Raw genomic sequence first — 14299 nt, 5'->3', positions numbered from 1 at the left:
CATATTGGCGTGACTTTGTCGCAATTTCACCCGTAAAAAAGAGGATGCAATAATGCATCCCCCTAATCATAGTTTTTCTACAAAGGTCATTAACCCTGTTGTACTGTCCGTTTGTTATATTGAATAGATGCAAAAATTGCCCAAACAATAAATGCGACACCAATCAGACCTGTCACAACTTCTGGTACATGCACACCCGTACCACTTGCAAGCATAATGAACGCCAATGCACCAATCGCGTAATGTGCACCATGCTCTAGGTAAATGTATGCATCCAAAGTGCCTTTCTCGACTAAATAGATAGTCATAGAACGCACGAACATTGCACCAATTGCAAGACCAAGCATGATGATCACAACATCAGAAGTAATCGCAAATGCACCAATTACACCATCAAAACTAAATGATGCATCAAGCACTTCTAGGTAAATAAAGCCACCAATACCCGCTTTAATTACACCTGTAGGCGCACCATTGGCATCATGTCCAACGGCATTCCCCTCTTCATCGACTTCAGGTTCACCACCAAGCATATGACTGAGGACTTGAACACCTACATAAACCACAATGCCCCAAATACCCGCCATTGTCACGGCTAAACGTGTTGCATCATCAACATTGGCAGCCATTATCAGCAAAGCAATCAGTGCAATGAAGACTGACATTGCAGGTACATTTGCTAAACTTGCTAAACGATGTTCTAACCATTTAAACCAATGAGTATCTTTACCTTCGTCAAGGAAGAAATTCAAAAATACCAGTAATAAAAATGAACCACCAAATGCTGCAATTTCAGCATGATGTGCCATTAATTTTGCAGAGTATTCGATTGGATTATTCAATGCCATGCGCACAACTTCCATCATGCCCATGTCTGCGGTAACTGCAACAATGACCACAGGAAAAACCAAACGCATACCAAAAACAGCAATCAAAATACCGACTGTTAAAAAGATCATTTTCCAAAAATGATCCCAATTACGTAGTACAGATGCATTTACAACAGCATTGTCAAAAGACAAAGAGACTTCCATCACTGCCAAAATTGCAGTAATGGTCAGCGCAGTCAGCATAGCTTGTACGCCTGCATTTGGACCGTGATTCAGTCCCCAATATGCAGATATACCTAAACATACGACCGTAAAAATGATTGAGAAACCAAAGTGTTTCCACATGATAGATCGACCTTCAAAGAATATTTGAACTAGCGTAAAACTTAAAATTGATTAAGTATAATTGCGCGTAATTATGACGACTTTTTCACATTTAAGCCAAAATTCTTCGTATGATTTTTTGTAGCACCGCATTAGCGTACCTATACATCTCATTATGGCTCAGTATCTTCTGCCCAAAACTCTTGCTATAGTCCCGAGATTCGCAAAATTTAACCCCTTATTTTACGGAAATTGAATATGAGTTTTTCTCAAGACGTATGGCAACGTAATCTCGCATTATATGAAAAAACATTGGCACTCCCTTTTAATCAAGAGTTGGCTCAAGGCACACTGAGCAAAGAGGTGTTTTGTCATTATGTCATTCAAGATGCACATTATTTAGTAGCATACGGTCGTGCTTTAGCAGTATGCGGTGCGAAAGCCTTTGATGCAGATGATATTATTCAGTTTACCCAAGGAGCAAAAGAAGCGATTGTCGTTGAACGTAGTTTACATAACGGCTTTATGCAAGATTTTGGTATTAGCAAAGCAGACTTTGAAAATACGCCTTTAACGCTCGCTTGCCATCATTACACGTCATTTTTAACAGCAACCGCTTGGTCTGAAAGCTACCCTGTAGTACTTGCATCACTCTTGCCTTGTTTTTGGATTTATGCAGAAGTTGGCAAAGACATTGTCAGTCAATCAGTTGCAAATAATCCGTATCAAGCTTGGGTTGACACTTATTCAGGTGAAGAATTTAACGAAGCTGTGAAAAATGTTCTCACAACTATTGATCGTATTGCTGAGCATTGTGATTCAGATACGATTGAAAAAATGCACAAAGCATATACCAAAGGTGCTGAACTTGAATGGTTATTTTGGGATGGCGCTTATCAGCAAAGACAATGGCTAGGTTTAGATGAGTAATCCCTTCACAACCATTAATCACCAAGCATCAATACAATCATTTTAAATCGGGATTACTCGTCTAAATCTCTTTTAAAAGCTCAAAACCAGATGCAGTCAGTCCGACATTTAGTTGGGTGATGTCATAACTTGCTACTGCCTGAAACGGATCATTTTGTAAAATTTGTTCAATTTCAGGCAAAGGCATGTCTTTCACTAAAAATACACCACCTGTTATAGGGTTTTTTCGACCTGCAGCAATAAACGTACCATTGGCAATGTATGGTTTAAGCCAATCGATATGCGCTTTTAAAAGAAGGTCTACTTCATCCAGACTTTTTTGATAATTCAAATTAACGATATACATATTTATTACTCAGAAGTTCAACTTTTTATAATCAATCATTTTTATAAATACAATGATCACAAACACTGTTTATGAAAAGTAATGATTCCATCCCAAAATTAAAACGATTGCTGCAATAATCCAACATGCTGTAGCAACACCTAAACATGACCACATGGGTAATTTTGTCGCAAGTAAATATACCATCAATAAATAGATAAAATATGGAATGAGCGACCACATACCGAACAGTGCGGTTTGTTTTAATGCATCTGCACCTTTTTCCTGTGCCACAATCACATGTGCAATCAGCGCAAAAGTTGGAAACAGTGGAACTAAACCTGCAATATAAAATGCCTTACTTTTTGAAAGAATTGAAATGAGCAGAACGACTGCTGCACCTATGACACATTTCAAAAATAACGACAGCATGTCTAATCCAATGATTGAATCTAAATAAGTTATGAGAGTTTACGCTGATTGTTTAGTTTTAAAAGATGTCATTTAAAACGTTTGAAACATCTTTATATTATAAAGGTTAGACAAGGACATAAAAAACATGTCAAAATAAATGAGAATAATTATCATTTATAATTGTTTGAAAACGGAAATCTTAATACTACGGGGGCAATATGCATCAGGATAATTTAGGTACAGAGGCTATTCGTGCATTTTTTACATTACAATGCTGTTGGCTCAATAGTGAAGAAATCTATTTAGAAAAGGGCTGTACACACTGTGGTTCTGCTGCAACATATTTAATTTACTTTACCAACTCTCCCATTCAAAAACTAATGTTGCAATTCATTGGCAAATATCAATGTCATTTTGCGAGAAAAATGGATTTACTCGATTTTCCTGATTTTGAAGAAAAATATAATGATTTTCTGCAAATACTTGAAAATGAGATCAATACCTATGCTCGAACACACCATGAAATACCGAAAAATCATAGCTTTGAAGATATAAATTCTATTTTTGAAAGATCCTATGCAATCGCATCTTAGTCACAAGCATTTCACAGTATAACGAGGAGATTGTTCTCCTCGTATTTACACAGTCAGCTCTACAAAACGTAGAATTAAGCTAGAAAGTTTACAGCCAATAAAGCAATCAATGCAGGTAATGCCTGAATATATAAAATCTTTTTACTCGCAGTCATTGCACCATAAACACCAGCGACAAATACACAGCCCAAAAAGTAATTGGCAAGTTGCGTGGCAAACGGTGCGGTAGCGCATAAAGACCAAATTAGACCTGCTGCAAGAAAACCGTTATATAAGCCTTGATTCTGAGCTAAAACCTTAGTCAGTTTTGCCTTTTCAGCATTGTTACCAAAGGCTTTCATACCGATTGGCTTATCCCACAAAAACATTTCCAAAATAAGGAAATAAATATGCAGAATAGCAATAAAAGCGATCAAAAATTTTGCAATAATCATGTACGATCCTTTGTTTTTATAACGTTAATGTGATGACATTGAAGACTCTATTTTAAAGCCAGTTTGACTTAAAAATACATTATTACCTATAAAAAACTGACTTGCTGGTCTATTACACGCATCATTCTGGTGGGTTTTTTTTAAAGCATTATCACCCCGACACAAAATGTCGTTAAAAAACGATTTAATACAGCTTGAACAAAATTAAATCGCTATCATATACAAGTTTTCAATTTGCATAATTTCGAGAAAGTTTTATGAGCCAAAGTCATATCCGTATTCGAGGCGCACGTACCCATAACCTAAAAAATGTGTCCCTTGATATTCCACGCGACAAGTTTGTGGTGATTACGGGACTTTCAGGTTCAGGTAAATCATCACTGGCATTTGATACTTTATATGCAGAAGGTCAGCGACGCTATGTAGAATCACTTTCAGCATATGCACGTCAATTTCTATCACAAATGGAAAAACCTGAAGTCGATTCAATTGAAGGTTTAAGCCCTGCCATTGCTATTGAGCAAAAATCGACAAGTCATAATCCACGTTCAACGGTAGGAACAATTACCGAAATTTATGACTATTTACGACTTCTCTATGCACGTGTCGGTACACCGTACTGCCCTGAACATGATTTACCGATGGTGGCACAAACGGTTTCGGAAATGGTCGATGCAGTAAAAGCCTTAGAGGAAGGCACAGCATTGATGCTTCTTGCACCTGTCGTGCGTGAGCGTAAAGGTGAATACACCAACCTGTTTGAACAATTACAAAGCCAAGGTTTTGTTCGTGCCCGTGTCGATGGTGAAGTCATTGATATTGATACACCGCCAGAACTCGATAAAAAGAAAAAACACACCATTGAAGTAGTAGTAGACCGCTTTAAAGTCCGTGATGATTTGGGTAACCGTATTGCAGAAAGTTTTGAAACTGCACTTCGTTTAGGCGGTGATATTGCAACATTGTCGTGGATGAATGGCGAACACTCTGATCGTGTTTTTTCAGCAAAACATTCCTGTCCAAAATGTGACCGAGCTGTTGCTGAATTAGAACCTCGCCTATTTTCATTTAATAATCCATTTGGTGCATGTCCTGTTTGTGATGGTTTGGGTACACGTAGCCATTTTAGTGCCGACAAACTCATTCCAAGCCCTGAATTTAGCCTAAATCAAGGTGCAATTCGAGGTTGGGACAGACAGCGTCCGTACTATTACAGCATGATTGAAAAAGTCGCTGCGCACTTTGAGTTATCTTTAGATACGCCATGGAATGAACTTGATGCCGATACCAAAAAGAAATTCCTTTATGGTACAGGCAAAGAAAAAGTGGACTTAAGTTATGTCGATGAACGTGGTCGTAAACATAGCCGCGTGCAAGCTTTTGAAGGGATTTTGCCACACCTAGAACGCCGCTACCGTGAAACTGAAAGCAACTATGTTCGTGATGATTTAGCACAATATTTGTCGAATGCAGCATGCGATGCCTGCGATGGTTCGCGTCTGAATGAAATCTCTCGTAATGTAAAAATTTTGGATAAAACCATTGCCCAAGTAACAAAAATGTCAATTGGTGATGCGGAAAATTATTATCAAGATTTAAATCTTGAAGGTGCAAAAGGCGAAATCGCCGATAAAATTTTTAAAGAAATCCGTGAGCGTTTGCACTTCCTTGTATCAGTGGGTTTGAATTATTTAAGTTTGTCACGTTCTGCTGAAACCCTTTCAGGTGGTGAAGCACAGCGTATTCGTTTGGCATCGCAAATTGGTGCAGGCTTAATGGGAGTCATGTATGTCCTTGATGAACCTTCAATCGGTTTGCATCAACGAGATAATGATCGTCTATTAGAAACTTTAGTTCGTTTACGTGATCTTGGAAATACCGTTTTAGTCGTTGAACATGATGAAGATGCCATCCGTGCAGCCGATCATATTATTGATATTGGTCCAGGTGCAGGTATTCACGGCGGGCATGTCATTGCCGAAGGAACATATGATGAAATTTTGGCAAATGAAAATTCTCTTACAGGACAATATTTATCAGGTAAATTAAAAATTGCCGTACCAAAAGTCCGCACTCAGCCACCAAAACCAGAAGAACAAATTAAGCTGATGGGTGCATCAGGTCATAACCTACAAAATGTCGATTTAACTATTCCTTTGGGTGTGATGACATGTGTAACTGGTGTTTCGGGTTCAGGAAAATCAACTTTAATTAACCGTACATTATTACCTCTTGCTGCAACGCAGTTGAATGGTGCAACGACGCTTACCGCTGAAAAATTCGATTCAATTGATGGTCTACAATTTTTAGATAAAGTCGTCGATATTGACCAAAGTCCAATTGGACGTACCCCTCGTTCTAACCCAGCGACCTATACAGGTTTATTTACCCCAATTCGTGAATTGTTTGCTCAAACACCTGAAGCCAAAGCACGTGGTTATGCTGCGGGTCGTTTCTCGTTTAACGTAAAAGGTGGTCGTTGTGAAGCCTGCGAGGGTGACGGCATGATTAAAGTGGCTATGCACTTCTTACCTGATATGTATGTGCCATGTGACTCGTGTCATGGTGATCGTTATAACCGTGAAACTTTAGAAGTTGGCTATAAAGGCAAAAACATTTCTGATGTTTTAGGTATGACTGTTGAAGATGCAATGCATTTCTTTGATGCGATTCCTGTCATTCACCGTCGTTTAGAAACCTTGAATCAGGTCGGTTTGGGTTATATCCGTTTAGGTCAGTCTGCGACGACGCTTTCAGGTGGTGAGGCGCAACGTGTAAAACTCGCTCGTGAACTTGCGAAGCGTGATACAGGTAAAACCTTGTATGTGCTTGATGAACCGACAACAGGTTTGCATTTCCATGATATTGCGAAACTTTTGGATATTCTTCATGAGCTTCGTAATAAGGGCAATACCATTGTGGTGATTGAGCATAATTTGGATGTGATTAAAACTGCCGATTGGGTGATTGATTTAGGTCCTGAAGGTGGTGCAGGTGGCGGTATGATTATTGCGGAAGGTACACCTGAAGAAGTGGTGAAATCTAAAGTTTCTCATACAGCGAAGTTTTTAAAGCCGTTGTTGAAGTGATTTAAAAAAGGGCTCATAAGAGCCCTTCTTTTTCAAAATTTTCTATGACAAATTTATAATTTTCTTTCATCTCTAACGAACTAAACTTACTCATCCTTAATTCCAATATATTTCTAATTTTAGTTTTTAGAGAAGAACCTCTAGTACTTCTTAAATTTGGATTTTTTAATATCTCATCTATCAAGCCCGCTCGGGTTAATTTACAAAACTCTGGATCAATTAATGCATCTTTAAAAATGAAATTTTCCCATTCACTTTCTTCTGCATTTTTAATTGCTTCTTCTGCATAGCGTAATTGAATACCTTCTTTTAATTCTGCTTTTAGTACATCTAAAAGTAATGGCATTCCTTTTAATGAATTATTAACTCTCCATACTTTTATATAGCGATGAAAAATTGTTTCCTTTTGTACAGGAAACCGTAGATGCTTTTCATATACTTCTAGTGCATTGTTTTCTAGATCATTTTTTAAACTACTAATAATTGCTCTTTTCAACAATTTCGATGATTTTGGTTTTCCAAATTTTTTTAATAATATCGCGCTGAACTCTAGTAATCCTAGACTTTCAATACCAATTAATTTTGATGATACTGTTAATAACTCTTCACAATACTCCTCATCAACCTCTAAATTTCTCCACTTATTCATTAAATCTTGTAAGGAATCTTTCAATAAATTATTTTTTTCTGAATTTAAATCAGATTTAGCTAATTTTTTTAACACTTCCAAATCTACTTGATCTCGTTGCTCAAACCACTTTCTAAATTCAAGTGTCCATTGATCATCAAAAAAAGAGAATTTATAAGATACTTTTTCAAAGACCTTAAATGTATTGATTTTTTTTTGATCAACACCTGTGGGCTTATGTTTTCGATCAAGCGCAGTCTGAAGTGTAAAATCATTCCATCCTACATTTAAACTTTGACCATAATCCTCAATCAAATAACCTTGTAAAATTCGAACCAAAATAATTTCTTTTGTTGAATAAGCAACTTTTTCAGGTAGTTGTTCTAGAAACTGTTTATACTGTTTTATTATTTTTTGAAAAAACCGAAAATTATGAATTTCTAAACCATCAGCAAATTTCACTATTAAATCAACTAGGTCTTTATCCATGCCTTTTGTATTTTCTAGAATCAAAGGTTTAACCGATGTAATCTTAATTGTTTCATCTATCAACTTTTCTTTATATTCAGCATATTTTTTCTTATTTTCATCTTCTGTTTTATCTTCATCTAAAATCAAAATAATCTGACAATTCTTTTCTAGTTTGAGTTGGTTTGCCAAACCCATCACGTCTTTAATATCAAGCTTATTTGACATCCGTTCAAAGTCATCAAAGCAAATGATTGCATCTTTAACTTGGTGAAACATTAAGTTATCAAATACTTTCGCCGATGCATTCACGCCAAATTGTGAAACCCTTGTATCTTTTAAAATGGAAGGTAGCCCACGAATCCATCTAGGAATTTCAATCAAAGAATGATTATTCTCAATATTGCTATATATGTGAGTTTTTAAATCACCTAATGACTCCAAACCAAACAAAGAAACATAAATATATTTATTTTTAAATTTATAACCTTCTCTAATCTTATTCCAAAAATAAGTTTTCCCAACTCCCCACGACCCTGTAATCGCAATTGCTATACCAACTTTTTCTTCACGCATATTCTTTTCAAGTAAATCTTTTAAACGTTCTTTTTTCGTATCAATATCCATAAACCCATCCATCACACCAAACAAGCAAATATTCTCTAGCTAAACTAATTTCGCTACTGTTTAAAAAAATCAGTCTAGAATTCTAATAACTTATCAACATCTTCTGAGAAATACAGCCTCCCAACACAACAAAACCCGAGTTCAATTAAAAATTTTATTGAAACTCAGGTTTGGTATTCAAAAATAACTTATCTAATTTATGCCTTAGAAACGAGTTCTTAAAGACAAGGTGACATTACGTGGCTCACCCCAATACACACCATTATAGAAACCCACTTGCTGATAATACTTTTCATCAAACAAATTATTTACTTGTAAGTTTGCACTGAAGTAATCACTAAATGTATATCCAACATTTGCACTTGCTAAGAAGTACGCATCTTGTCGAACATAACCATCGGAATTCTTAGGTGCACTGCTAGATTTACTTTCAACATCACTTTGCCAATTCACACCAAAGCCGACATTCACTTTATTGGCACCTGTCCACAACGTCTCAGGCAATTTAAAATTTGTATACACTTTAACTAGGTTCTGAGGAATTGTTGTTGAAGCCTTAACCTGTTCCGAACTAACACTATTAACATACGTATAGCCTGCTGTGATATTCCAGTCTGGCGTAATACGACCAATCGCTTCAATTTCAAAGCCTTCTATTTTAAGACCTTCACCTGAAGCCTTCATTGGATCACCACCATCATCGGTTTTAATCCCTTCAGCAATTGCCTGTTCATCTCGAACAGCTACATTGGTTTTCTTTGTCCAAAACATAGCAGCTGTTGCCAACAGTTGATCATCTAACAAACTCGCTTTTAAACCCGCCTCGTAGCTTTCACCTGTTTCTGGATCTAAGAAACTATTATTACGATCTTTACTACTGCTCGGATTAAACATATCTGTGTAGCTTGCATATGCTGTTACAATATCATTAATATCATATGTCGCCCCAAAATACGGCGTAAAAGCATCGGTCTCAACATCACTTTTAGTACCATTCGTTGCAGAATAGTCACTATAACGACCACCTAAAATAAGTTTTAATGCTTCCGTCATATTTAACTTTAACGTTGTATAAACGCCGTAATTTCGCTGTTCTGCATCTTTAGTACTCGGTATTACCGTATAACTCGGCTTTGTTGTTGCATTGCCATCCCAAGTACGCCAATCATTAATTACACATGTATCTCCAAGATTATTTGATGGAACTTTCACACCATTAACTGTTTTAGTACATGTAAGCTGATCACTTGCAATACCGTTTATAGTACCCGAAGGGCTATCTGTTGAACGGTCGAAACCATTACCTCCAATTACTAACTCATGCTCACGGTTAAACAGTTTGAACGGACCACTTGCATACAGCTCTAAACTTGTTTTCTTTGATTCTGAAGTAGGATAGGTTGTAGACCAAACTCCTACACCTGTACCATCTTGATTCGGAAAACCAGAACCGCCGTAGGACATCAACCAAAAACTCTTAGATAATGAATATGAGCCTGCAGCTTTTATGATCCAATTATTATCAAATTTATAGGTTAAATCTGCAAAAGCAGTTTTGTCACTTTGGCTAATTGTATTCCAGCGATTCGCCAAACTAAAATTACGAGGTAAGTTTGCTAAAGAACCATCCTGATACCAATATGGGACTGTTCCCCAAGTCGATCCTCTTGGCTGATTATCTTGATATTGGAAGCCAATACTTCCTGTTAAATTTGATGAAAAGTCAGCTTCGACCATCGCCATTGCAGCTGTTGACTCCAATGAATAATAATCCATGTAAGACTCGCCATCTCGATGTGCTGCCATTACACGACTCCGAACACTTCCATCTTTTGTTAATGGAATAGAAACATCCGCTTCTGTTCGAATCGTATCCCATCGACTAAACGATGTAGCTGCAGAACCCGACAACTCTTTTGTTGGTCGCTTTCTAATCATATTAATAGTCGCTGATGGGTTTCCTGTTGCTCCAGTTAAACCTGCTGCTCCTTTAATCACTTCAATTCTATCGAAGAAAAAACTGTCTACTCGTGGGCTATTTTCTCCAATAGGCATTCCATCAATTTGACGATTTGTAATTCCATAGCCTCTAGCCGAGTAGTTAGATCGTTCACTATCATTTTTCGTCACAGTTACGCCAGGAGTAGCGGCAAGGACATCATCAATAATATTGAGATTTCGCTGTTCAATTTGCTCTCGCGTAATCACACTCACCGATTGAGGCGTATCTTTTAAGGAGAGTTTTAATTTAGACGATGTCCTAGATGACTCAGCTTTATAACTTTTACTGCCTTCTGTTACATCCTTATCTGAATTAGCAACAATTGTAATTGTAGGTAAGGAATAATTTTCGGCTTCATTGTCTTGCTCTTGCGCAAAAACACTTTGTGATAAAACACAGCTGATCAAAACTGATTTTATAGCAATATTTAAAGCAGTTTGTTTAAGCTTAATTTCCATAATACTTAAATCTAAATATAAATAAGAATCATTATTATTACTATTTAATAAAGAAAAACAAACAATTTCTACATACTATTTCTATAATTCAAAGGCAGCCAATAAAGCATACCCGTACAAACCATTGATATATATCTATTTTTATAAATATTAAATATAATTAGACAATGAGTCGATTCCGCCCACCTGCCTTGGCTTTAAATAATGATTGATCTGCTTTCATAAACAGAGCTTGCCAACTCTCAGCACCACTCGCAATACCTATACTCACAGATACTTTTAGTTTTTCATTTGATTCAACTTTACTTGGTAAATCAAACTCTAATGCGGAAACATCTGCCAAAATACTTTCTGCAATTTGTATAATCCAATCCGTATGAGTTTTTTCTAATAAAATCAAAAACTCATCACCACCAAAACGAATAATAAGGTCAGAATGTGCAACATTATTTTTTAAACAAGAAGAGATTGCAACGATCACTTCATCACCAAAAAAATGTCCGTAACAATCGTTCACTGCTTTGAAATTATCAATATCAACGACAATTAAATTTAAAGTTTGAAAGCGTTGTGGTTGCATTTCCATGTCTTTCAAATAAGCATCCAAAGCTGTTCTATTAGAAACACCCGTTAAGCGATCCGTATTTGCCATATTTTTGAGTTGTTCTTCAAATGCATCTCTTTGAATCAACATATTTTTTAAACTTTCAATCGCCTCAGATAAACTTTCTTTGCCATCATGCCGAGCTAAATTATTTAACTCTTGACCTAAATCGGCCTGAGAAGATAATGCAACAATACTATTTCGTGCCTGAATTAAGGGTTCAAATAAATTTTTTCGCGTATAAATCATGATAAAAATCGCAACACCCAAAGAGAGTATTGAAATAAATAAAGTTAAAAAGAATTTACGCTGAGCAATATGAATATTATGTCGAGCATTAAGTGCATGTGCTTCTAAAAGATAAGTTTGTAAATCAACCACGCTTGAAAAACGACTTACCATATATTCTGTCAATTGATTTGGCGTTAAAAAATAAGTTTGATTGTGCTGACTTTCTGAAATTAAACGATTTACAGCTGACAATCCCTGCCCCAAAAAATTTGCTTCAACATTTTTATGCAATTCAAGATATTGGGGTGTTTTTAATTGCTCAGGTTGCATTGAATCCATTAGACGCCACAAATATTTTGCTTGCTCTTGTGCCAATAGTGAACTCAGGTGATTTTCTTCAGGAATTTTCTGTTGCGCGCTTAAGGGAGCCATTATAGTTGATGCAACTCGCCCTGCTTGATCACGCAAATCTGCTAATAATAAAACAATCGATGCAAAGTCATTTACAGACGTATTATTTTTCTTAGCCGCTGCAATTAATTGCTGAAAAATATTTCGACAACTATCCCATGCACCAAACATTGAAAAAATTGCTGCATTCATTTGTGTTGTTGTTCTTTGATCAGCATGTATATAACGATCTACTTGATGGCGTGCACTTTGTAAATCTGACCGTAACTCAACATCGACTTGTTGCGCTAACTGATAAAATCCTGATTTTTCAAGCATCGTAACAGTCAAATCCATTTGCTGATCGACTTCAATACGATATTTTTGCAATGCGTTCAAGTTAATCGCTAAGTTACTAATATCACTCGACATTGCTTTATTTGCAGGCGCACGTTCACGTGAAATTTTATTAGATAATTCAGCAAATACTCTTAAATTTTGAATATCAACTAAGGTTTGTTGTGATTGTTGGTAATAGCGTTTACTTTCTAAAATTTGAGGTAATGCAATAAAAATAATAGATAAAATAACGACAAGCATCAGAATTAACAATCGGGCTTTTATTTGCTCTGAATGTAATTCGTTCGTCATAATATCTATCCTACTCAAAGCTTTTTTGACATTTACGAATTTTCAATATCAATGAATGATGCTGATTTACTCTATATAGTCATCATCTCTTGAGGACAGCACTACATAAAGCCTAAACAAACGAATGTTTGAATTTTAGCCACATCTATTGCTACACATTCTATTTAAAAAAAGCGAGATGTCTACTTTTATCATTCCCGCTTAAAAAAGTGACAATTATCGTAAGTAAAAAAATATGCCTAACTTATCTAAAACATCTAAAGTCAGTTGCTTACGCTCTGTTGCATCATCCCCTTCTTTCATTTCCATGTTTAAAGTAAAAGCTGTGATTTTGCCATTCGGTTGCTCCACCCAACCTGTATACCAACCGACTTGTGGACTCACATCCGAAGCCCAACCACTTTTGGCATATAATTTGGCATCACCTCGTCTTTCTATATACAGCATCTCTTTCACTTGTTGTTGAACAGCAGTATCAAAAGGCAAAGATTGGGTTGCTAATTGATAAGCAAATTTAGCTTCTTGCTCAGGTGTCACTTTCAAAGGTCCAACAAGCCAAAAATTATCGACTTGATGACCGATGTCAGCATTACCAAAACCAACACGTTTTACTTCGCTACGCATTAAATCCAAACCAATACGACGTGCCAACTCTTGATAAACAGGGACTGCTGAAGCCTGCATTGCTTCAGTTAAAGTCATATCTTTTTCCCAAGCTTTGAAAGATCGCTTTTCGCCCCGCCATTTAAACACTTCATTTGGATCAGTCTTTTTATGTTGCAAACCAATCAACGCATTTAGCATTTTAAACGTTGACGCTGGTACATAAGCCCTTTGTGCACGTATTAAATCATTACCATAGCTTTTCAGCTGAATACCATCATAAGTGACAAAAACCGCTTGAGTTTGCGCTTCATTGAATAATAGTGGAATTTCTTGTACACGAGATGTTTGAGTGGAATCCATCATATTTGCCTTAATATCTATATGATGATTCATCGATACATTTGAACTACATGCGCCAAGCAGAGCCGAAACCATAATTAATATAAAATGACGATACATTGCAAAATTCTCACTTTCTCTTTCAGTCTGAATTTTAATCTATTGTTTTCCGCTAACACTATAAATTTTATTAAAAAATTATTTTTTTTATTCAACTCAGGAAAAATAATATTTACACATGCCACATCATAGTGCATAATGCACCGCATTAGGGCAGTAATAGATATTTCCTCAGCAGGATGTTTATTTCTCCCTCAGATTTTGGCGAGAAAATCCGAATTTTAACGAATTCGGAT

11 protein-coding genes are annotated in these 14299 nt (G+C 36.3%); 3 read left to right on the top strand and 8 right to left on the bottom strand.

Translation table 11 applies throughout. From position 1 onward, the window contains the following. Window positions 1-89 precede the first annotated feature (89 nt). Window positions 90-1175: a DUF475 domain-containing protein gene (locus ACK2M2_RS00235; RefSeq protein WP_419345758.1), complete on the bottom strand. Its 1086-nt coding sequence runs from the start codon at window positions 1173-1175 to the stop codon at window positions 90-92. Between the two features lie 237 nt (window positions 1176-1412). On the opposite strand from ACK2M2_RS00235, the gene tenA reads away from it, so the two are divergent. Continuing rightward, the gene (gene tenA, locus ACK2M2_RS00230) at window positions 1413-2084 is read left to right on the top strand and encodes a thiaminase II (protein WP_419345757.1); all 672 of its coding nucleotides are present in this window, start codon (window positions 1413-1415) and stop codon (window positions 2082-2084) included. A 61-nt stretch (window positions 2085-2145) separates the two neighbouring features. Here the strand turns inward: tenA and ACK2M2_RS00225 are convergent, their stop codons facing one another. Beyond that, complete coding sequence (locus tag ACK2M2_RS00225) at window positions 2146-2430, bottom strand: YciI family protein (RefSeq protein WP_419345756.1); 285 nt, start codon at window positions 2428-2430, stop codon at window positions 2146-2148. 69 nt (window positions 2431-2499) lie between these two features. Continuing rightward, window positions 2500-2841, bottom strand: a complete 342-nt coding sequence (locus tag ACK2M2_RS00220; RefSeq protein ID WP_409509814.1) for a GlpM family protein — start codon at window positions 2839-2841, stop codon at window positions 2500-2502. Window positions 2842-3041: 200 nt separating this feature from the next. Between ACK2M2_RS00220 and ACK2M2_RS00215 the strand changes: the two genes are divergently transcribed. Further along, a complete protein-coding gene (locus ACK2M2_RS00215) occupies window positions 3042-3416 on the top strand; it encodes a hypothetical protein (RefSeq protein WP_419345755.1) in 375 nt (124 codons plus the stop codon). A 74-nt stretch (window positions 3417-3490) separates the two neighbouring features. On the opposite strand, the gene ACK2M2_RS00210 is transcribed toward ACK2M2_RS00215, so the two are convergent. Then, window positions 3491-3847 (bottom strand): DUF1304 domain-containing protein, encoded by a 357-nt coding sequence (locus tag ACK2M2_RS00210; RefSeq protein ID WP_419345883.1) that lies wholly within the window; start codon window positions 3845-3847, stop codon window positions 3491-3493. A gap of 260 nt (window positions 3848-4107) precedes the next feature. Between ACK2M2_RS00210 and uvrA the strand changes: the two genes are divergently transcribed. Beyond that, on the top strand, window positions 4108-6939 hold the full coding sequence (uvrA, locus tag ACK2M2_RS00205) for an excinuclease ABC subunit UvrA (RefSeq protein WP_409509812.1): 2832 nt from the start codon (window positions 4108-4110) through the stop codon (window positions 6937-6939). 13 nt (window positions 6940-6952) lie between these two features. Here uvrA and ACK2M2_RS00200 read toward each other — a convergent pair whose 3' ends face one another. The 4 genes from ACK2M2_RS00200 to blaOXA all read right to left on the bottom strand — a co-directional run bounded on the left by ACK2M2_RS00200 (window position 6953) and on the right by blaOXA (window position 13997). After that, the gene (locus ACK2M2_RS00200) at window positions 6953-8662 is read right to left on the bottom strand and encodes a P-loop NTPase fold protein (protein ID WP_419345754.1); all 1710 of its coding nucleotides are present in this window, start codon (window positions 8660-8662) and stop codon (window positions 6953-6955) included. A gap of 204 nt (window positions 8663-8866) precedes the next feature. Further along, complete coding sequence (locus ACK2M2_RS00195; protein ID WP_409512317.1) at window positions 8867-11122, bottom strand: TonB-dependent siderophore receptor; 2256 nt, start codon at window positions 11120-11122, stop codon at window positions 8867-8869. A gap of 160 nt (window positions 11123-11282) precedes the next feature. Beyond that, window positions 11283-12998 (bottom strand): GGDEF domain-containing protein, encoded by a 1716-nt coding sequence (locus ACK2M2_RS00190; protein WP_419345753.1) that lies wholly within the window; start codon window positions 12996-12998, stop codon window positions 11283-11285. 216 nt (window positions 12999-13214) lie between these two features. Next, on the bottom strand, window positions 13215-13997 hold the full coding sequence (gene blaOXA, locus ACK2M2_RS00185; RefSeq protein WP_419345882.1) for a class D beta-lactamase: 783 nt from the start codon (window positions 13995-13997) through the stop codon (window positions 13215-13217). Window positions 13998-14299: the final 302 nt, after the last annotated feature.

It is taken from the genome of Acinetobacter sp. TY1 (assembly GCF_048551395.1).
In the GTDB taxonomy this organism is placed as follows: domain Bacteria; phylum Pseudomonadota; class Gammaproteobacteria; order Pseudomonadales; family Moraxellaceae; genus Acinetobacter.
Note: the sequence above shows the minus strand (reverse complement) of the source record. Positions and strands in the feature narration are given on the sequence as shown.

Coding starts and splice junctions, on each gene's coding strand:
- ACK2M2_RS00235 (WP_419345758.1), bottom strand. CDS start 1,175: ATGTGGAAACACTTTGGTTTCTCAATCATTTTTACGGTCGTATGTTTA.
- tenA (WP_419345757.1), top strand. CDS start 1,413: ATGAGTTTTTCTCAAGACGTATGGCAACGTAATCTCGCATTATATGAA.
- ACK2M2_RS00225 (WP_419345756.1), bottom strand. CDS start 2,430: ATGTATATCGTTAATTTGAATTATCAAAAAAGTCTGGATGAAGTAGAC.
- ACK2M2_RS00220 (WP_409509814.1), bottom strand. CDS start 2,841: ATGCTGTCGTTATTTTTGAAATGTGTCATAGGTGCAGCAGTCGTTCTG.
- ACK2M2_RS00215 (WP_419345755.1), top strand. CDS start 3,042: ATGCATCAGGATAATTTAGGTACAGAGGCTATTCGTGCATTTTTTACA.
- uvrA (WP_409509812.1), top strand. CDS start 4,108: ATGAGCCAAAGTCATATCCGTATTCGAGGCGCACGTACCCATAACCTA.
- ACK2M2_RS00200 (WP_419345754.1), bottom strand. CDS start 8,662: ATGGATATTGATACGAAAAAAGAACGTTTAAAAGATTTACTTGAAAAG.
- ACK2M2_RS00195 (WP_409512317.1), bottom strand. CDS start 11,122: ATGGAAATTAAGCTTAAACAAACTGCTTTAAATATTGCTATAAAATCA.
- ACK2M2_RS00190 (WP_419345753.1), bottom strand. CDS start 12,998: ATGACGAACGAATTACATTCAGAGCAAATAAAAGCCCGATTGTTAATT.
- blaOXA (WP_419345882.1), bottom strand. CDS start 13,997: ATGAATCATCATATAGATATTAAGGCAAATATGATGGATTCCACTCAA.